Source organism: Paraburkholderia sp. RCC_158, from assembly GCF_041355255.1.
Taxonomy (GTDB): domain Bacteria; phylum Pseudomonadota; class Gammaproteobacteria; order Burkholderiales; family Burkholderiaceae; genus Paraburkholderia; species Paraburkholderia graminis.
Map to the genome: position 1 here is coordinate 352656 of NZ_JBFUPM010000005.1, position 18112 is coordinate 370767.

At 61.7% G+C, this 18112-nt stretch carries 20 protein-coding genes; 8 read left to right on the forward strand and 12 right to left on the reverse strand.

From position 1 onward, the window contains the following. Positions 1-36 precede the first annotated feature (36 nt). The 8 genes from AB6809_RS13190 to AB6809_RS13225 all read right to left on the reverse strand — a co-directional run bounded on the left by AB6809_RS13190 (position 37) and on the right by AB6809_RS13225 (position 5512). Entirely contained in the window at positions 37-819 is a 783-nt protein-coding gene (locus AB6809_RS13190; protein WP_371026812.1) for a substrate-binding domain-containing protein, read from the reverse strand. A 52-nt stretch (positions 820-871) separates the two neighbouring features. Next, positions 872-2167: an MFS transporter gene (locus tag AB6809_RS13195; RefSeq protein WP_371026813.1), complete on the reverse strand. Its 1296-nt coding sequence runs from the start codon at positions 2165-2167 to the stop codon at positions 872-874. A 139-nt stretch (positions 2168-2306) separates the two neighbouring features. Continuing rightward, positions 2307-2627, reverse strand: coding sequence for a DUF4148 domain-containing protein (locus AB6809_RS13200; RefSeq protein WP_371026814.1), 321 nt, complete (start codon positions 2625-2627; stop codon positions 2307-2309). 70 nt (positions 2628-2697) lie between these two features. Further along, a complete protein-coding gene (locus AB6809_RS13205) occupies positions 2698-2940 on the reverse strand; it encodes a DUF3460 family protein (RefSeq protein WP_006052111.1) in 243 nt (80 codons plus the stop codon). A gap of 111 nt (positions 2941-3051) precedes the next feature. Further along, positions 3052-3234: a hypothetical protein gene (locus tag AB6809_RS13210; RefSeq protein ID WP_006052110.1), complete on the reverse strand. Its 183-nt coding sequence runs from the start codon at positions 3232-3234 to the stop codon at positions 3052-3054. Between the two features lie 110 nt (positions 3235-3344). After that, on the reverse strand, positions 3345-3947 hold the full coding sequence (locus tag AB6809_RS13215; RefSeq protein ID WP_371026815.1) for a DUF4142 domain-containing protein: 603 nt from the start codon (positions 3945-3947) through the stop codon (positions 3345-3347). Positions 3948-4105: 158 nt separating this feature from the next. Further along, positions 4106-4417, reverse strand: coding sequence for a hypothetical protein (locus tag AB6809_RS13220; RefSeq protein WP_006052108.1), 312 nt, complete (start codon positions 4415-4417; stop codon positions 4106-4108). A 114-nt stretch (positions 4418-4531) separates the two neighbouring features. Further along, positions 4532-5512 carry an AraC family transcriptional regulator N-terminal domain-containing protein gene (locus AB6809_RS13225; protein ID WP_371026816.1) on the reverse strand — a complete coding sequence of 327 codons (981 nt, stop codon included), beginning with the start codon at positions 5510-5512 and terminating at the stop codon, positions 4532-4534. A gap of 108 nt (positions 5513-5620) precedes the next feature. Here AB6809_RS13225 and AB6809_RS13230 point away from each other — a divergent pair, with 108 nt between their 5' ends. Continuing rightward, positions 5621-6454, forward strand: a complete 834-nt coding sequence (locus tag AB6809_RS13230) for an oxidoreductase (RefSeq protein WP_371026817.1) — start codon at positions 5621-5623, stop codon at positions 6452-6454. A gap of 34 nt (positions 6455-6488) precedes the next feature. Here the strand turns inward: AB6809_RS13230 and AB6809_RS13235 are convergent, their stop codons facing one another. Beyond that, complete coding sequence (locus AB6809_RS13235; RefSeq protein WP_371026818.1) at positions 6489-7409, reverse strand: AraC family transcriptional regulator; 921 nt, start codon at positions 7407-7409, stop codon at positions 6489-6491. Between the two features lie 99 nt (positions 7410-7508). Here AB6809_RS13235 and AB6809_RS13240 point away from each other — a divergent pair, with 99 nt between their 5' ends. Continuing rightward, on the forward strand, positions 7509-8261 hold the full coding sequence (locus AB6809_RS13240; RefSeq protein WP_371026819.1) for an SDR family oxidoreductase: 753 nt from the start codon (positions 7509-7511) through the stop codon (positions 8259-8261). A 119-nt stretch (positions 8262-8380) separates the two neighbouring features. On the opposite strand, the gene AB6809_RS13245 is transcribed toward AB6809_RS13240, so the two are convergent. Next, positions 8381-9082, reverse strand: a complete 702-nt coding sequence (locus AB6809_RS13245) for a FadR/GntR family transcriptional regulator (RefSeq protein ID WP_006052103.1) — start codon at positions 9080-9082, stop codon at positions 8381-8383. Between the two features lie 239 nt (positions 9083-9321). Between AB6809_RS13245 and AB6809_RS13250 the strand changes: the two genes are divergently transcribed. The 5 genes from AB6809_RS13250 to AB6809_RS13270 all read left to right on the forward strand — a co-directional run bounded on the left by AB6809_RS13250 (position 9322) and on the right by AB6809_RS13270 (position 15636). After that, a complete protein-coding gene (locus AB6809_RS13250) occupies positions 9322-10881 on the forward strand; it encodes a sugar ABC transporter ATP-binding protein (protein ID WP_371026820.1) in 1560 nt (519 codons plus the stop codon). Beyond that, positions 10874-11905, forward strand: coding sequence for an ABC transporter permease (locus AB6809_RS13255; RefSeq protein WP_371026821.1), 1032 nt, complete (start codon positions 10874-10876; stop codon positions 11903-11905). Before AB6809_RS13250 ends, AB6809_RS13255 begins: the two co-directional genes overlap by 8 nt. Positions 11906-11953: 48 nt before the next feature. Further along, entirely contained in the window at positions 11954-12901 is a 948-nt protein-coding gene (locus tag AB6809_RS13260) for an ABC transporter substrate-binding protein (RefSeq protein ID WP_006052100.1), read from the forward strand. 161 nt (positions 12902-13062) lie between these two features. Then, on the forward strand, positions 13063-14070 hold the full coding sequence (locus tag AB6809_RS13265; protein ID WP_029966057.1) for a zinc-binding alcohol dehydrogenase family protein: 1008 nt from the start codon (positions 13063-13065) through the stop codon (positions 14068-14070). Positions 14071-14496: 426 nt separating this feature from the next. After that, positions 14497-15636, forward strand: a complete 1140-nt coding sequence (locus tag AB6809_RS13270) for an acyltransferase (protein WP_029966059.1) — start codon at positions 14497-14499, stop codon at positions 15634-15636. Between the two features lie 12 nt (positions 15637-15648). Here the strand turns inward: AB6809_RS13270 and AB6809_RS13275 are convergent, their stop codons facing one another. Then, complete coding sequence (locus AB6809_RS13275) at positions 15649-16650, reverse strand: NADP-dependent oxidoreductase (protein WP_029966061.1); 1002 nt, start codon at positions 16648-16650, stop codon at positions 15649-15651. A 43-nt stretch (positions 16651-16693) separates the two neighbouring features. After that, positions 16694-17554, reverse strand: a complete 861-nt coding sequence (locus tag AB6809_RS13280; RefSeq protein ID WP_029966063.1) for an oxidoreductase — start codon at positions 17552-17554, stop codon at positions 16694-16696. An 89-nt stretch (positions 17555-17643) separates the two neighbouring features. Here AB6809_RS13280 and AB6809_RS13285 point away from each other — a divergent pair, with 89 nt between their 5' ends. Further along, entirely contained in the window at positions 17644-18087 is a 444-nt protein-coding gene (locus AB6809_RS13285; RefSeq protein WP_029966066.1) for a helix-turn-helix domain-containing protein, read from the forward strand. The last annotated feature ends 25 nt before the right edge of the window (positions 18088-18112 follow it).

Here is an 18112-nt window from a genome sequence, read left to right on the forward strand (position 1 = left end):
CTTGCCTTCAATGATTGCGTTGAATGGTTGCCTTCGTCAGTGCGAGGCGACGGAATCGAGCCCGGTCGATCGCACTTCCGGCTGCGCGGCGGGCGACGCGAGATAGTCGAGCAGCGCCCTGGCCTCCTTCGGATGCTGCGCGCCGACCGGAATGCCGGCCGCAAAGCGCGTGACAGACTGCAGCGACTCCGGAATCTTGCCGACGTACGCCGCGCCCTTCACGGGCAGCAACTCGCTCACCTGCTGAAATCCCAATTCGTAATCGCCGCTTGCAACGACCGACGCCACCGGGATCTTCGGGATCATTTTCGCCTTGCCCTTCATCTGTTCCTCGATGCCGAGCCGCTTGAACAGTTCGCGCTCGACATACACGCCGCTCGCGCTGTCCGAGTAAGCGATCGAGCGGGCATGCAGCAAGGTTTGCTTAAGCGCCGCCTCGGAGCCGATGTCGGGCTTCGGCGCGCCGTCGCGCACGACCATGCCGATGCGCGAATCCGCGAGTTCGACGCGCGAATCGGGGATTACCTTGCGCTGCTTGATGAGGTCGTCGAGTGCATAGCCGACCATGATCACCACGTCGGCCGGCTCGCCGCGTTCGAGCCGGTTCGGAATGGCTTCGGGCGACTTGCCCATCGACGGGCCGAACGCGGTATCGAGTGTATTGCCCGTCGACGCCGCGAATTGCGGTCCGAGCACTTTGTAGGCGGCCGTGAAGCCGCCCGAGCTCATCACGCGCAGATCGGCGGCCTGCACATTTGCCGCCGCGGCGGCGCTGCCGAGCAGCGCCACGGTACACAACTTCAGGAAGAAGGATTTCATGGTCGGAAGAATGTCAGTGTGAAGTCCGAACGAGCGACGCAGCGATGCATCACTAAGCTGCACGCAGCGGCGCGGCACGCCGCCGATACAGTGCGATGGTCGCGCCGAGGCCGCACATCGCGGCGAAGCTCATCCAGTAGCCCGGCGCGGCCTTGTCGCCGGTCATGTGAATCAGCGCGGTCGAGATGACGGGCGTGAAGCCGCCGAACACCGCCGTCGCGAGACTGTATGCCAGCGAGAAGCCCGCCACGCGCACTTCGACCGGCATCACTTCGGTGAGCGCGACGACCATCGCGCCGTTGTACATGCCGTACATGAACGAGAGCCACAACAGCACCAGCAGCATGTTGACGAAGCTCGGCGCGTGAGCCAGCAGCGACAGCGCGGGATAGGCCGTCGCGATCGCCAGCAGCGTCATGCCGAGCAGCAGCGGACGGCGCCCGATGCGATCGGACAGCGCGCCGCCGATGGGCAACCAGATGAAGTTGGAGATTCCCACGCATAGCGTGACGAGCAGACTGTCGGCGGTGCTCAGATGCAGGACCGTCTTGCCGAAGGTCGGCGCATACACGGTGATCAGATAGAAGCTCGTGGTGGTCATCGAGACCAGCAGCATGCCCGCGACCACGACATTCCAGTTCTGCACGAGCGTCGCGAAGACTTCTTTCATACTCGGGCGATGCTGGCGCTGCTTGAATTCCCGCGTCTCCTCGAGATTGCGTCGCAGGATGAAGATGAACGGCACGATCATGCAGCCGACGAAGAACGGCACGCGCCATCCCCACGCAGCGATCACCGCCGTGTCGAGCCACTGATTGAGCCCGAAGCCGAGCGCCGCCGCGATCACGATCGCCACTTGCTGGCTCGCCGACTGCCAGCTCGTGAAGAAGCCCTTGCGGCCCGGCGTCGCCATTTCGGCGAGATAGACCGAGACGCCGCCCAGTTCCGCGCCCGCCGAGAAACCTTGCAGCAGGCGTCCGATCAGCACGAGCGCCGGCGCAACAAGTCCGAGGGTCGCGTAGCCGGGTACGAATGCGATCAGGATTGTGCCGCTCGCCATGATCGACAGCGTGACGATGAGGCCCTTACGCCGGCCGACATCGTCGATATACGCGCCGAGGATGATCGCGCCGAGCGGGCGCATCAGAAAGCCGGCGCCGAACACGGCGAACGTCATCATCAGCGAAGCGAATTCGCTGCCCGCCGGGAAAAACACCGCAGCGATCTGCGTGGCGTAAAAGCCGAACAGGAAGAAGTCGAACTGCTCGAGGAAGTTGCCTGCCGTCACGCGCAGCACGGCGGATGTCTTCGATTGCCCGGGAGCGACAGGCGTTGAGGAAGCATGCATCGAGGGTGTCTCCAGAAATTTCGAACTCGCGGGGGTGCGGGCGGTTTGTTGTTTGTCGAATCTTCGCCCGGCGCGCGGGAAACGATAAGTGCTATTTTCTGAATGATCGATGCACGGTGGTTATCAATCGCGGCGCGACTCAACCGGCCTGCGATTGCGGACACTCCGTCTGAAACCAGTAGTCGACGAGGCGCTGCGCGGCTTGCAGATCGTCGGGATAGTAGGGATCGTCATACCAGGGCGACGGGTCGTAGCCGGCTTTCCTGAGAGCCGCGAGTTCGCTTTGATGCTGGCCCATCGTCGGCGGTGCGTTGGTTTTTAGCGCCGCCAGGTCGCGGCACTCCGTCGGGCTGAGATGCGGTCCCGCGTATGGCGCGCCGCCGACCACGCAACCGGAGAGCAGAAGCGCCAAAGCCGACAGTGCACCCACTGCCGGCCGAAATGTTTGCCGTGTGCTCATACCGGTTGCGCTCCGAAAAAGTACTGCATGTCGAATTTACGACCGTTACACGCGAATGTTGGAACAGCGCCTATTCGTCTCCACTGTAGTACACGTAGCCCGGCTGACGCAGACGAACCTGTCCGTACGGTTCATCGGTCGTATTGCCTTGCATTGGAAACTTGTCCCACAGCAACGCCCTGCCCTCCATCTGCTGTCTGTCCACCTCGGGATGCGTCGCCTTGTACTGATTGAGAAACTGCTCGAAGGGCGATACGTATAGCCCTTTTGTCGCATCCGAAGCGTTATTTGACGAGCGGCCGAATAGCTTCATTTCACTCTCTCACATCGTCCACATTGAAGGCGCACGCCGAACCGCGCGTGCGCGTGTGCATTGCTGAATACAGCTAGCCGCGTGCCACGCGGCGCATACCGGCAACAAGCGCTAACGCGGCCCGTGCCGTTGCTTTGCGCCGCCGCCGGCTCCGTGGTCCTTGCCGGCCTTGGTGTGATTCGCCGCGTGTTGTCCGCTGCCCGGCTTGCCGCTGGGCGTCGTTGCGGGCTTGCCGGAGTTTGCTTCGGCCTTGGCGTCCTGCTCGGTGCGATTATCGGGGGGAGCGGTCTTCACGATTGGTCCTCCATTTGCGCATGGCGCGGTAACGATCCAGCGACGCGCGAGCCGCACACGTCGCTGGTCCAAAAAAACAAGCGCTGCTTCGCGAGCGGCGCTTCGATAGGTCACTTCGACGAAGACACCCCAAGCGCTTGCGCCAGCTCGGCTGCATGTTGCAGATGTTCTTTGCCGACGGGCACACCTCGCGCCGCGAATGCCTTGACGTCCGGGTCTTCGCCCTGCGCGGCCTCGCTGGCATAGAGCGAGTTACCCATTCGATGAATGTGCAGTTGCGAGATCACATATTCGCGATCGAATTGCGCTCCGGACATATGCGAGAGTTCCGAATAGAGCGTGTGATTCGCGGGGTCCATCGCCTTCAGGAGCCGGACATGTTTCGTGTCCGCGAGCTGCGTGAGCTCAGCGTTGATCCGCGTATGTTCGGCGACCATGTGCTCGCCGAACGAGCGGACTTCCGGCGAACTGCCTCGCGTCGCCGCCAATTGGCCGAGGTCGATTTCAGCGGTTCCGACGCTCGCCGCCGTCAGCATGAATTGCTGATCGGTGGGCGTGACTTCGGCGCCCGACTGCATTAAACGGCATCCCGCTGCGGCGAGCATCGTGGCGCAACACAGCGCGGCAAAAGCAAAGAACCGGCTTCGCGGCGCGTGGCGCGACGTGTTGCGCGCCTCGGTTGACGCGCCGCTAGTGCTGTCGATGCGATTCATAGTCGGCTCTCCCGGATGCAACCGCCTGCGATGCGTGGGCAGCGGTCGTTGCTCGTCGAAGGCGATGGCGGCCTCGTTCATCCGCTCGCGATACGCGGATGCCTGGGCGCAAGTTCATCTCGACGACGTACCGAGCATGGGCTATGCCTGGCGCGCGATCAGCCCGGTTGAGCTTGCGTGCATTCGGTCTCGTACCAGATGTTCACCTGGCGCTGCGCCGCTTCGAGATCGGCCGGGTAATAAGGATCGAAGCGCCATTCCGGGTGATAGCCCGCGCTGCGCAGCGCCGTCAGCTCGCTCATGCTGCGCTCGTGCGTGGCGGGCGCCTTGTTGCGCAGATCGGTGAGATCGCGGCATTGCGCGGCGCTCAGATGCCGTTGCGCGGTCTGCTGCATGCCGCCCGTCGCGCAACCGGCGAGCGAGAGCACCAACGCCGCAAGCAGCGGCTCGAACTTCGTCGCGATCTTCATGTGGTGTCTCCTTTACTCCAACTTAGCCAAACTTGATCCAACGATCACGGCGGCGCATGCCGTGTTCCTGGCTCACAGTGCGGACGTCGGCGAAGATGGCCAACTCTGCAACGCTCAATGCGACGACACATACGTCGCATCCGCGAAGGCCGGCAGCGCGAAACTTTCGCGCATGCGCTTCGCCTCCGCCGCCGGCGTCAAGCCGAACAGGCGCTTGAACTCGCGGCTGAACTGCGAAGGACTCGTGTAGCCCACGGCGTGACCGGCGGCTTCCGCAGTCAGGTCCTGGCGAACCATCAATAGACGAGCCTGATGCAGACGCGTCGACTTCACGTACTGCATCGGCGACACCTGGGTGACCGCCTTAAAGTGGCTATGGAAGCTCGGCACGCTCATGCCCGCCTCGTCGGCAAGCTGCATCACGTCGAGCGACTCGGCAAACGCGGCATGGATGAGGCGCAGCGATCTGCCGATGCGGCCGAACTGTCCGCGCATTGCCAGCGCCCCTCTCATCGAGCGTCCCTGCGCGCCGGTGAGCACGCGGAAGTACAGTTCGCGCAGCAGGCCGGGTCCGAGGACAGCGCCTTCGAGCGGCCGATGCAACGCTTCGAGCAGGCGCAATACCGACGACTGCATGGCCGCATCCATCGGCGTCGACATCATGCTCTGGGGCGCCTCGATGGCTTCCGTCGCGGCTTCCGTCACGCCTTCGCGATCGATCTGCGCGGCGAGTTCCGCGGCCATCGCGAGATCGAGATGCAGATACAGCGCAAGCAGCGGACGCGCCGGGCTCGCGTCGGTTTCCATCGTGAACGGTACGGGCACGGACACGGCAAGGTAATGGCGCTCGTCGTAGAGATAGAGCTGGTCGCCGAAGTAACCTCGCTTGCGTCCCTGGCAAACGATCACAATGCCGGGATCGTAGAGCACCGGCGTACGCGACAGCGCCCGGTTCGAGCGCAGGATGCGCACGCCCGGCAACGCGGTCAGGTTGTAGCCCTCGTCGGGCGCGAGCTTGCGCAGCAGCGCAACGATGCGCTTCTGGTTGGCGCGCAACAGTTCACGCTGCTCGGCGAAGACGCGTTTTGCGTTCATAGTTTGCGTTCATAGCTTTAGGCAAGAAAATTAGCGGAACCGGGCTTTCGGTGCTCCGCTCGCAAGATTAGCATGCACTTTTCAATCAACACGACGGAGCGTGCTTCAATGTCATCCAGCAAAACTCTGCTTATCACGGGCGTCAGCAGCGGCTTTGGCCGGGCGCTCGCGCAAGAAGCGCTCGCGATGGGCCACCAGGTCGTCGGTACGGTAAGAAGCGCGGACGCCAGGCGCGATTTCGAGTCGCTCAGCGCGAGTGGCGCTATTGGACGCATTCTGGATGTGACCGATTTCGATGCCATCGACGGCGTCGTGGCCGAAATCGAAACCAGCGTGGGCCCGATCGATGTACTCGTGAACAATGCCGGCTACGGTCATGAAGGCATTCTCGAGGAATCGCCTTTATCGGAGATGCGTCGACAGTTCGATGTGAATGTGTTCGGCGCGGTCGCCATGATCAAAGCCGTGTTGCCCTTCATGCGAACGCGCCGGCGCGGCCACATTCTGAACATCACGTCGATGGGCGGCTACATCACGATGCCTGGCATCGCTTACTATTGCGGCAGCAAGTTCGCGCTTGAAGGCATGTCCGAAGCGCTTGCGAAAGAGGTCAAGCCATTCGGTATCGCGGTCACAGCCGTGGCGCCCGGCTCGTTCCGCACCGACTGGGCCGGACGCTCGATGAAACGGACACCACGCTCGATCGCGGACTACGACCAGACGTTCGACCCCGTGCGCCAGGCTCGCGAGGAAAAAAGCGGCAAGCAACTGGGCGATCCACGCAAAGCCGCGCGCGCGATGCTTGCCGCAATCGACGCAGTCAATCCGCCCGTTCATCTCTTGCTCGGCAGCGATGCACTCGCGCTGGTGCGAGGCAAGTTGTCGTCGCTCGAAGATGAAATCCGCGCGTGGGAAAGCGTTACTGTCTCGACGGATGGCTGAGCATGCCAGGCAAAGTGCAAGCACGCTGCATTGCCTATTCCTCTCGAAGCGCGGCGCCCGCAGCTTCGCGGGCATACTGCGTCGGCGGCATGCCGACATGACGTGTGAACGCGACGCTGAATGCGCTCGCCGAGCTATAACCTACGCGCGTCGCGATGGTTGCGACGCCGACTTCGGCCCGGCGCAGCAGGTTTCTCGCGATCGCCATGCGCCACGACAACAGGTATTCCATCGGCGCCACGCCGACTGCGCGGCTAAATCGGTCGAAAAACGACGAGCGTGAGAGCGCGGCGGCCTTCGCGAGTTCTGCGACGGTCCAAAGCTTTTCCGGGCTCTCGTGCATCTGGCGAATGGCAGGCGCGAGACGCGCGTCAGCGAGACCGCGGATGAGTCCAGGCGATGCGCCGGTTTGCGTCGATCGCAATGCTTCGATGAAGAGCACTTCGAGCAGGCGCGCGAGCACGACTTCGCGCGCGGGCCGCTGCGCGCGCGATTCGTCCCGCACGAGTTTGACGAGCGTCGCGAGCCGGCGATCGCCGCGCACCAGCACGAGCCTGGGCAGAAGCGAGACCAGCAACGCGGCATCCGGCGAACCGAACGCGCAGAGGCCGGCAAGCCACTGCGCTTCCGGCGCGGCGGAGGGATCGCCGAAACGAAAGGTGCCGTCGGGCAGCGCGGTAGGCGCGCTCTGAGGCAACGCATCGTCGTCGGGCGGCTCCATGCTCGTTACCGAAAACCCGAAAACCTCGGGTACGAGCACGAAGTCGTCGGCCTGCAGAACGAGCGGCTCGCAGCCGTTGACGGACAGACGCAGCGACCCGTCGAGCACCACGCAATAGAACGGCTGTCCGATTTCCGCGCGGCTCGCGCGCCAGCGCCCGGCGCCGCTCAGCACCTTCGAGAACGTGGGAGTCGGCTGAAGCAAGGTGACGACTTCAGCGAGCGGATCGGTCATGGATGGACGATTTCGAATGAAACGTGGACGTTCGATTGTAGCAAGTCCGACCCTTCACGACGTATCGTCTGGGGACTGTCACCGACCCCAGGAGTCAACATGAAGACCGTTTTGATTACCGGCTGCTCGTCCGGTTTTGGCGTGGAAATCGCGCGCTATTTTCTCGCTCGCGACTGGCGCGTGATCGCCACCATGCGCACGCCACGCGACGATGTGTTCGCGCCTTCCGACCGTCTTTTGATTCTTCCGCTCGACGTAACGGACGCGCAAAGCATTCGCGCCGCCGTCGATGCGGCCGGTCCGATCGACGTGCTCGTCAACAACGCCGGCATCGGCTTTCTGAACGCCGTCGAAGGCACGCCGATGGACACCGCGCGCGAGATCTTCGAGACCAACACGCTCGGCACCATCGCAATGACACAGGCTGTATTGCCGCAGTTTCGCGAGCGCCGCGAAGGCGTGGTCGTCAATGTCACGTCGACGGTGACGTGCAGGCCGTTGCATCTGCTCTCGGTCTATACCGCGAGCAAGTCGGCGGTCAATGCGTTCAGCGAATCGCTTGCGCTCGAACTCGAGCAGTTCAATGTGCGCGTACGGGTGGTGCTGCCGGGACGCGCGCCTTCCACGCGCTTCGGCGAAAACGCACGGTCGCGGATGCAAAGCGGCTTTCCCGAGCCGTACGGCGCGCTCGTCGAGCAGATATTCGCAAACTGGGAGAAAGAGACGACCGTCACGCACGCAGCGGATGTCGCGGAAGCTGTCTGGCTCGCGGCCACCGATTCTTCGAGCCCGTTCAATATTCCCGCAGGAGAAGATGCTGTCGAGTGGTACAACGCGCGCGGCCTACGCTGATGGAATTGCCCGGCGTGCCTGCAACGTTTTTCGATGTTCGCCATCCTAACTAAATAAGCGAGGTCGCCCGCCATGTTCCGACATGGCAGGCACTTGTAGGCGCGCGACGCAAGGCAAGCTTAAACGTCGCCCTGCCGCAATACACCTGCTATCCAACGTTCCTCCGACGCTTTGAGGTGCGTCCGCATGGCCGTCTGCGCGGCAATCGGATCGCCGCTCTGCAGCGCCTTGAGAATTTCCTCGTGCTCCCGTACCGCGGCCGACCAGGTTTCGGTGCTTTCGGAGTGGTCGCGAATCGCCGCCGCAATCGGGTCATGGCGGCTATCGAACATCTCGGCAACGAAGCGGCTCAGCACCGAGTTGCCGGCAATCTCCGCGATCAGCATATGAAATTGCCGGTCGGCATCGACCGGCGATTTGCCCGCGGCCGCCAGGCGCTTCATTCGCAGCACCGTGCGGCGCAATCTGTCGAGCGTGGCCGCCGACAGCTTGCCTGCTGCCAGCACGATCACAGTCCCCTCTATTGCCGCCCTCGCCTGCATCAGTTCGGAAGGACTCTCGCCGAGGGCCGGCACCGCATTGTCGCCGCCGGTCTTCGAATCGCGGACATAGACGCCCGAGCCCATCCGTATCTCGATCTGCCCGCCTATTTCCAGCGCGATCAACGCTTCACGCAACGAAGGACGCGATACGGCGAGCGTATTGGCAAGCTCGCGCTCGGCGGGCAGACGCGCGCCCGGCTGCAGCCCGGCCTGTTGGATTAGCGCGAGAATCTGCGTCGCCACAGATTGGTAAAGCCGCTTTGGCTCAGTTTGCTTCATTGTCCGCAGGGTCCGTCGGAGGGCCGCAAAGCGCGGCCGCGGCAAAGTCTAGCACGCGGCCACGAGGCCCGGCCACGCGTGCAGTTGCGAACTCAGGGTTTCCCTTATTGGAATGACCAGTTGCGCAACGTTAAATTGGCTTGACCAGATAAGCGGTTATGCGCTCTAATTTGCTCAAATTGGACTGACCAGTCGGCGGGATTCCGTTCCTGTGTGTCGGCTCGCAGATTCCTGAACAAATGGAGACGGGATTGACACAAACGACCGCGCAGCCGCGGCCAGGCCAGGCGCCTGAGCCGCCAGTTCCCCGGGAGGTCTTGCAACTCAAGGGAGTGGGCAAGCGTTTCCCCGGCGTCGTGGCGCTCGACGGCGTCGATCTCGATCTGCGCTCCGGCGAAGTGCACGCGATCTGCGGCGAGAACGGCGCGGGCAAGTCGACGTTGATGAAAATCATCAGCGGTCAATATCACGCGGACGATGGCGTGATGTGCTACGACGGCGCGCCCGTGCAGTTCTCTTCCACCTCGGAGGCGCAGGCGGCCGGCATCGCGATCATTCACCAGGAACTGAACCTGGTGCCTCATCTGTCCGTCGCGGAAAACATCTTCCTTGCGCGCGAACCGAAGCGCGGCCCGTTCGTCGACTACCGGACGATGAACGCCAACGCGCAGCGCCTGCTGCAACGCATCGCGCTGAACGTGTCGCCCACTACGCTGGTCGGCGCGCTGTCGATTGCGCAGCAGCAGATGGTGGAAATCGCGAAGGCGCTGTCGCTGAATGCGCGCGTGCTCATCATGGACGAGCCGACGTCGTCGCTGACTGAATCGGAAACGGTGCAGTTGTTCCGCATCATTAAAGAACTGCGCGCCGACGGTGTCGCGATTCTTTATATCTCGCATCGGCTCGACGAAATGGCCGAGATCGTCGATCGCGTCACGGTGTTGCGCGACGGCCGTCATATCGCAACGACCGATCTCACGGCGACCAACGTGAATGAAATCGTCGCGCGGATGGTGGGCCGCGCGCTCGACGACGCCTATCCCGCGCGTCAGTCCACTCCGACGAACGACATTCTGCTCAGGGTGCGCGATCTGCAGCGAGCGGGCACGTTCGGCCCGGTCTCGTTCGAGTTGCGCAAGGGCGAAATTCTCGGCTTCGCGGGCTTGATGGGCGCGGGACGCACCGAAGTCGCCCGCGCGATCTTCGGCGCCGAGCGGCCCGACTCGGGCTCGATTCTGCTCGGCGACACGCCGGTCGAAATCCGCTCACCGCGCGAAGCGATTCGTCACGGCATCGCGTATCTGTCCGAGGACCGCAAGAAAGACGGCCTCGCGCTGTCGATGCCGGTGTCGGCAAACATCACGCTTACCAACGTTCGCGCCATCTCGTCGCGCGGCTTTCTGCGTTTCGCCGAAGAGACGGCAATCGCGGAACGCTACGTTCGCGAACTCGCGATCCGCACGCCGACGGTCAGGCAGATTACGCGGAACCTGTCCGGCGGCAATCAGCAGAAGATCGTGATCGGCAAATGGTTGTACCGCGGCTCGCGCATCCTGTTTTTCGACGAGCCGACGCGGGGCATCGACGTCGGTGCGAAGTACGCGATCTATACGCTGATGGACCAACTGGCCGCGAAAGGCGTCGGCGTCGTGCTGATCAGTTCGGAGTTGCCGGAACTGCTCGGCATGACCGATCGCATTGCCGTATTTCACGAAGGGCGCATTACCGCGGTCCTCGAGACAAGACAAACGAATCAGGAGGAGATCTTGCACCATGCATCAGGGAGAAGTCATGCTTGAGATCACATCGGGCCGCGAGCAGGCCATCGAGAAGCAGGCGCGCCAGAGACGCCGCGACCTGATCCAGAAATTCGCGGCGCTCGGGAGCCTGGCAGTTCTGGTCGTCGCGTTTTCGCTGACCAGTGCCGCGTTTTTCTCGGTGGGCAATCTGCTGACCGTTGCGCTTCAAGTCACGTCGATCGCGTATCTCGGCGTGGCCGCGACGTGCGTGATCATCACGGGCGGCATCGACCTGTCGGTGGGATCGGTGCTGGCGCTGGCCGGTGTCGCGGCCGCGCTGCTCGTCAAGGCGGGCGTACCGGTGCCCGTCGCGATGCTGGGCGGCATGCTGGTTGGCGCAGCGTGCGGATGGGTCAACGGCATTTGCGTCACGCGCATGGGCTTGCCGCCGTTCATCGCAACGCTCGGCATGATGCTCGTCGCCCGCGGCGTCGCGTTGCAGATCACGGGCGCAAGACCTGTCTCCGGTCTCGGCGACGCCTTCGGCGAACTCGGCAATGGCGCGCTTTTCAAAGTCTCTCACATCGGCACCGACGGCTTTCCCGACACGGTTTTTCCGGGCATTCCGTATCCGGTCGTGATCATGGTCGTGCTGTTCGTCGCGGTGTCGATACTGCTTTCGCGCACCTCGCTTGGCCGTCATATCTACGCGGTCGGATCGAACGCGGAAGCAGCGCGGCTTTCCGGCGTCAACGTGCAAGGCGTCAAGCTCTTCACTTATGTGCTGTCCGGCGTATTGGCCGGCGCGACCGGTTGCGTGCTGATGTCGCGCCTCGTCACCGCGCAGCCGAACGAGGGCGTGATGTACGAGCTCGATGCGATTGCGAGCGCCGTGATCGGCGGCACGTCGCTGATGGGCGGCGTCGGCACGATTTCCGGCACGGCCATCGGCGCATTCGTGATCGGCGTGCTGCGCAACGGGCTGAACATGAACGGCGTATCGAGCTTTATCCAGCAGATCATCATCGGTGTGGTGATTCTCGGCACCGTATGGATCGATCAACTCCGAAACCGGAAGTCATAAAGTCGTAATCAGAAGACGCAGTTGAAACCACAAATCAAGGAGCGAGACATGAAAAAGGTATCCGTACTGGCTGCGGCCGCGGCGATGTGTGCAATGTTCAGCGCGTATGCGCAAGCGGCAGGCGGCGAGATTGCCGTGATCGTGAAGACGGCCAACTCCAACTACTGGCAGAACGTCCAGAAAGGCGCGACCGCTGCAATGGCCGATGCGAAGGGCTACACGATGACCTTCCAGGGTCCCGCGACGGAGTCGGCTATCGCGGACGAAGTCAACATGGTCGAGAACGCTGTGAACCGGCATGTGGCCGGCATTGTCCTCGCGCCGTCGGACCCGGATGCGCTCGTGCCCGCGATGAAGAAAGCGTGGGAAGCCCATATTCCCGTTGTGCTGATCGACTCGTCCGTGTCCGATGCCGGCAAGCAGTACTACCAGTCGTTCCTGTCGACCGATAACGCGAAGGCCGGCGAACTCTGCGCAAAGGCGATGATCGACCGCGTCGGACAGACCGGCAAAGTGGCGGTCATGTCGTATGTGCCGGGCGCCGGATCGGAAGTGGGCCGCGTCGGTGGATTCCGCAAGTACATTGCCGCGCATTCGAAGCTGCAACTGGTCGGCCCGTTCTACTCGCAGTCGCAGATGGCGAATGCGCTCAATCAGACCACCGATGTACTGTCGGCCAATCCCGACCTCAAGGGTGTGTTCGGCGCGAATGAGCCGACCGCGGTGGGCATGGGGCGCGCGCTTCAACAGTCGGGGAAAAGCGGCAAGGTGATCGCCATCGGCTTCGACGGCAACCAGGATTTGCAGGGCTTTGTTCGCGACGGCACGATCCAGGCCATTGCGGTTCAAAGCTCGTATCAGATGGGCTACAAGGGAATCGAGACGATCGTGAAGGTGATCGAGCGCAAGCCTGTGTCGAAGCAGGTCGACACTGGAGTGATGATGGTCGAGAAACAGAACCTCGATTCGTCCGAGGCAAAGAACGTTCTCTATTGATGAGCGTTCGCCGGCGCGGCGCTTTATAGCTGCGCGCCGGCATGTGCCCATTCGGACGACCTTCGTGCCCACGCCAACGTTTTATCGACAACGTATGCCGTTTTTTTACAGAGTCGATCCGCCGTCCGGTGATCGACAAGACCAATCAAGAGGATGCCGAAATGCTTAGCGTCATTTGCGAATCGCCTGGCGTGCTGCGCCGTGAAGACCGCGAACCACCTCACCGTGCCGAAGGCGAAGTGCTTTTGCGCGTCAGCCGCGTGGGTATTTGCGGGACCGATATGCACATCTATTCCGGCAACCAGCCTTACTTGCAATATCCGCGTGTGATGGGCCACGAACTGTCGGCCATCGTCGCCGAGGCCGATGCCAATGCGCACGTCGTGCCCGGCGACGCCGTTTATGTGATGCCGTATCTGTCGTGCGGAAGCTGCATCGCGTGCAGGCAGGGCAAGACCAACTGCTGCGTCAATATCAAGGTGCTCGGCGTGCATCGCGACGGCGCGCTCACGGAGTTTCTCTCGGTGCCCGCGCAGTTCGTGCATAAGGCCGAAGGCGTCACGCTCGATCAGGCGGCCATGCTCGAATTTCTCGCGATCGGCGCGCACGCGGTTCGCCGTGCCGATGTGTCGGCCGGCCAGCGCGTTCTTGTCGTGGGCGCGGGCCCGATCGGCATGGCGGCCATGCTGTTCGCAAATCTGCGTGGCGGACAGGTCACCTGTCTCGACACGCGCGAGGATCGTCTCGCATTCTGCCGCGAGCATGTTGGAGTGTCGGCGGTTCAGATCGGACCGAACGACGTCGACGAACTCGCGGCGATGACAGGCGGCGAGTTCTTCGACGTCGTATTCGATGCAACTGGAAACATCAACGCGATGAATCGCGGCTTCCAGTTCATTGCTCACGGTGGCAAATACGTGCTGATTTCGATCGTGCCCGGCGAGGTCACCTTCTCCGATCCGGAGTTTCACAAGCGTGAAGCGACGCTGCTCGGCAGCCGCAATGCGACCGCCGAAGACTTCGAGACAGTTCTCGAAGCGATGCGCGCGGGCCGCATTCCCGACAAGGCACTCAATACGCACCGAATGAGCTTGTCGGATGTACCCACCGAGTTCCCGAAGCTGATGGAGCCAGGACAGACCGTCGTCAAGGCGCTGGTGGAGTGCTGATTTAAGTCCGTTGGGTCAAACGGAACGCAGTGCTGTCACAAAGCAAAAAAATCCGCGTACTGCGAACTATCGCAAACAACGAAGTCGCAAGGTTTAAGCGCAGAAGGCCACTGCGCTTAATCACATGCCGCGTTTTACTTATACGCGATACGCGCCCGCGCTAAACGACAACCGCCGAAAAAGCCGTATTCACTAATCGAAATGCGCCAACAGTTCGCGATATGGAGACTCACAAGCCATCGCGCGCATCGATTGAACCTATACTCCCCCGCTGCGTGACGGCACTCAAGAGTGCCACGCTAGTCCGCTATCTACATGCCGCTTGCCGGGTCCGCCTCGGCATCGAAAGTTTTCAGAAAGCACTAAATCCTGTCCGATGTCTCCCGACCTCGGATGCGTTTGTCTTCTTCGGGGAGGAAGTGGCCAATGAATATCAAGAGTTTTACTTCACTCCGTGGTTTGGCCTGTCTGGCTGTCGTAGGAACTCATGTCTGGACCCTGTTCGATCTTCAGCGCCTGATCACCGCGCGATACGGCGTGAATTCGTTTCAGAACAAGATAGCCATATTCGTTGACAGAACGTTCAACGGACAAGCCGCAGTCGAAGTCTTCTTTGTTCTCAGCGGATGTGTACTCGCTTTGTCGTTGATGAGCGGCTCAGCCGCGAATAAGCCGTCGTGGGTCAAGACGTTTTATGTAAAAAGATTTTTCCGCATTTATCCCGCGTTGTGGTTGTCGATCGCGCTTGCGCTCGCGCTGTGGCCGCTCATCAAGACGGGACTGTCCTCTCCGGCCTATAGCGCCTGGGCGACGAGCGCCTTCCCGGCAAAGATCTCGGCTCCGCTGGTCGGCCTCTCGCTCGCATCTATATACGTCCATTTGAATTGGCCGATGTGGACACTTCGCGTGGAGCTGTTTTATTCGGTTCTGTTCCCGGCAATCTATCTGCTCGTGCAAAACCCGCGCACGCGCAAGCCGTTTCTCGTTTTCCTGGCACTGGTCGCGCTCGCTCCGATTCCGCGCACGCTGTCGCTGCACTATGCATTGGCCTTTGGTCTCGGCGCGCTGATTCCGCTCACGCGCGGAATCAGTCATTTCCGTTACCGCCTGATCGGCCTCGGCCTCATTCCGGTCTTAATGTATTCGCGCATCCTGCTGGAAGGTATCTTTGATGTGAAGAATATAGAAACGATGGAGATTCTGATTGCCTTCGGCATCGTCTATTGCCTGTTTCACAACAAGAGAAGGATGCCGCTTCTGGATCGGCCGATATTCGAGTACATGGGCACAATCTCATACAGCGTGTACGTGCTGCATTTTCCGATCGTGTTCGGTCTCGGAGCCTGCGTGGTAAAAGCTCTTGGAACATCCGCCGTTCAACAGCAGCCGTTGCTCATGGCTTCATTACTGGGCGTGTCGACTTTGATTATCACTCTGCCGCTCTCGATGCTCAGCAACAAGTTCGTCGAAGATGCAGGCAATACGCTCGGAAAACGTCTCGCGGCTTCGTGGTACGGCCGCCGCCAGGAGGCACCTGTCCTGGCAGCGACCGTGGAAGAACAATGATGCGCGCGCCCATCACCGCATTTTGACAACCACTTTCCCTTTGGCGCGTCCGCTATCGACATAGGCCATCGCCTCTCCGATCGAATCGAATGCAAAGATGCGATCGACAACCGGGCGTATCACGCCGCCTTCGATAAGCGATGTGATCTGCGCGAGCTGGTCGCCGCTTGCGCGCATGAACAGGAAGGAATAGCTGATTTTCAGGCGTTTGGCCGCCTTCCTGATCCGGTAACTGAGTAGACGCGTCGCCAGCGTCAGGAAGCCCGGCAAACCAAGCTCTTTTGCGAAGTCGGGGTCCGGCGGCCCCGAGATCGAGATGAGCCGACCGCCGGGTCGCAGCACGCGAAGCGATTTGTGCAACGTCGCCGCGTCCAGACTGTTTATCACCACGTCATAGCCGGCGAGCGTCTTCTCGAAGTCGTCCTTCTTGTAATCGATGACGACATCGGCCCCGAGGCCCTTCACCCATTCCACGTTCGCCGTACTCGTTGTCGTCGCGACGAATGCACCCAGGTGCTTCGCCAGTTGGATCGCGAACGTTCCGACGCCGCCGGAACCTGCATGAATCAGGACCTTTTGTCCTTTCCGCAGTTGCGCTTTCTCGATCAACGCTTGCCACGCAGTGAGACCCACGAGCGGAATCGAGGCGGCCTCTTCCATGGTGAGTGTTTTGGGCTTGATGGACACGTCCGCTTCTTTCACTGCAATCAGTTCCGCGAAGGTGCCGATCCGATCTTTATCCGGCCGCGCGTAAACTTCGTCGCCGACCTTGAATCGCTGCACGCGCGGTCCGACTCGCACGATCACGCCGGCTACATCGTTGCCGAGAATCAGCGGCAAACGATACGGCAAAATCAGCTTGAATTCGCCGTCGCGTATTTTCGAATCGAGAACATTAAGGCTGGCGGCGTGGACCTGGATCAGGACGTCGTCGTCGCGTAGTTGCGGCTCCGGCACGTCGGCGATATGCGCGCCATGCTTGCGTCCGTATCGCTCGAGAATGAATGCTCTCATGATGCTTTCGGGTCCCCTGGTGTGATCTGGCGCTGCATGTTTTTCATTCTTGCAAGAGAGGGCTTACCGACTGCGACGCCGGTATCGTGTCGAGTCGAAGGTCTTTACGAAGCCCGGCATCCACGAGCGCGGCCGGCGCGAATCTGCGCAGCATTTGCAGACGGCTCGCAAGCGCGCCCGCCGGGTAGCGCAGCTTCGGCTTCGCCGCGACTGCCGCCTTCAACACGACTTCAGCGACAACCGAAGGCTCAGTCGCCGTTGCCATCACCTCATTGACCCGCTTGCTGACAACCGCACGGGCTTCGCGATACGCATCGAGCGTGGAATCGGGTGCGAGGAAGTTCGCGTCGAACGGCGTCTTCGTATAAGCGGGTTCGATAACCGACACGCGGATGCCCCAGCCGCGCAATTCATGATCGAGCGATTCGGAATAGCCCTCGATTGCATGCTTCGTTGCCGCGTAGAGCGCGCCGTACGGCATCGGCACAAAACCGAGCACCGAGCCGATGTTGACGATGCGGCCGCTGCCCTGCCGCCGCATATAAGGCACGACCGCGCGGGTCATCCGCACAACGCCGAAGAAGTTCGTGTCGAAGATCGACTGGGCTTGCGCAATCGAGCTTTCCTCGGCGCCGGCGGGCGCGACGCCGAAGCCCGCGTTGTTCACGAGCAGATCGATGCGGCCGGCTCGCCGCATAACCTGGGCGACCGCGGCGTCGACGGATTCGTCGCTGGTGACGTCGAGCGTCAGCATGTCGAACGGATGCTGGCCCGCAGGCACTGGCCGCCGGCTTGTGCCGAAAACCTTGTAGCCCGCTTCGCTCAATCGCTGCGCGGCGGCCTGTCCGATACCCGAAGACGCGCCTGTGACAAGGGCGACACCCAACGGCTTTTTGTCAGTCATTTCAAGCTCCATGTGCGGAACGCCCGCGTCACTATCAAATTGAAATCGACTATACTGGGAAATCAAATCCATGTCACTATCAAAATAGTATGGACGACATCAATTCGTGCGATGACCCGTGTCCGATTGCGCGCAGCCTGGCTGTCGCGGGCGACGCGTGGAGCATCCTGATCTTGCGCGACGCCCACGCGGGTCTGACGCGCTTCGACCAGTTCCGCAAAAGTCTGGGCATTGCGCCCACGATGCTGACGCGGCGTCTGGCCGCGCTCGCGGAACAAGGTCTATTGGAGAAACGCCGCTATTCGGAGCGCCCGCCGCGCGACGAATACGTGCTGACGGCTGCGGGCATGGACTTCCTGCCGGTGCTGTTCATCATCGGCGCATGGGGGCGGCAGCACCGCGGGGATAGCAAGCTGGTTCGCTTCCTGGACGCGGAAACGGGAACGGAGATCAAGGCGATTGCGATCGACGAAGTCACCGGCGCGAAGATCGGGACGCGCCCGATACGCATCGTGAATGTCGATGAAGGTTGACGAAGCGTTCGCGCCTCGGGCCGAC

Excerpts from the sequence above, each read along its gene's own strand:
- AB6809_RS13265 (WP_029966057.1), top strand. The coding sequence starts at position 13,063 with ATGCTTAGCGTCATTTGCGAATCGCCTGGCGTGCTGCGCCGTGAAGAC.
- AB6809_RS13205 (WP_006052111.1), bottom strand. The coding sequence starts at position 2,940 with ATGAAGCTATTCGGCCGCTCGTCAAATAACGCTTCGGATGCGACAAAA.
- AB6809_RS13280 (WP_029966063.1), bottom strand. The coding sequence starts at position 17,554 with ATGACTGACAAAAAGCCGTTGGGTGTCGCCCTTGTCACAGGCGCGTCT.
- AB6809_RS13195 (WP_371026813.1), bottom strand. The coding sequence starts at position 2,167 with ATGCATGCTTCCTCAACGCCTGTCGCTCCCGGGCAATCGAAGACATCC.
- AB6809_RS13275 (WP_029966061.1), bottom strand. The coding sequence starts at position 16,650 with ATGAGAGCATTCATTCTCGAGCGATACGGACGCAAGCATGGCGCGCAT.
- AB6809_RS13270 (WP_029966059.1), top strand. The coding sequence starts at position 14,497 with ATGAATATCAAGAGTTTTACTTCACTCCGTGGTTTGGCCTGTCTGGCT.
- AB6809_RS13225 (WP_371026816.1), bottom strand. The coding sequence starts at position 5,512 with ATGAACGCAAAACGCGTCTTCGCCGAGCAGCGTGAACTGTTGCGCGCC.
- AB6809_RS13250 (WP_371026820.1), top strand. The coding sequence starts at position 9,322 with ATGGAGACGGGATTGACACAAACGACCGCGCAGCCGCGGCCAGGCCAG.
- AB6809_RS13235 (WP_371026818.1), bottom strand. The coding sequence starts at position 7,409 with ATGACCGATCCGCTCGCTGAAGTCGTCACCTTGCTTCAGCCGACTCCC.
- AB6809_RS13240 (WP_371026819.1), top strand. The coding sequence starts at position 7,509 with ATGAAGACCGTTTTGATTACCGGCTGCTCGTCCGGTTTTGGCGTGGAA.
- AB6809_RS13255 (WP_371026821.1), top strand. The coding sequence starts at position 10,874 with ATGCTTGAGATCACATCGGGCCGCGAGCAGGCCATCGAGAAGCAGGCG.
- AB6809_RS13190 (WP_371026812.1), bottom strand. The coding sequence starts at position 819 with ATGAAATCCTTCTTCCTGAAGTTGTGTACCGTGGCGCTGCTCGGCAGC.
- AB6809_RS13285 (WP_029966066.1), top strand. The coding sequence starts at position 17,644 with ATGGACGACATCAATTCGTGCGATGACCCGTGTCCGATTGCGCGCAGC.
- AB6809_RS13245 (WP_006052103.1), bottom strand. The coding sequence starts at position 9,082 with ATGAAGCAAACTGAGCCAAAGCGGCTTTACCAATCTGTGGCGACGCAG.
- AB6809_RS13260 (WP_006052100.1), top strand. The coding sequence starts at position 11,954 with ATGAAAAAGGTATCCGTACTGGCTGCGGCCGCGGCGATGTGTGCAATG.
- AB6809_RS13220 (WP_006052108.1), bottom strand. The coding sequence starts at position 4,417 with ATGAAGATCGCGACGAAGTTCGAGCCGCTGCTTGCGGCGTTGGTGCTC.
- AB6809_RS13215 (WP_371026815.1), bottom strand. The coding sequence starts at position 3,947 with ATGAATCGCATCGACAGCACTAGCGGCGCGTCAACCGAGGCGCGCAAC.
- AB6809_RS13200 (WP_371026814.1), bottom strand. The coding sequence starts at position 2,627 with ATGAGCACACGGCAAACATTTCGGCCGGCAGTGGGTGCACTGTCGGCT.
- AB6809_RS13230 (WP_371026817.1), top strand. The coding sequence starts at position 5,621 with ATGTCATCCAGCAAAACTCTGCTTATCACGGGCGTCAGCAGCGGCTTT.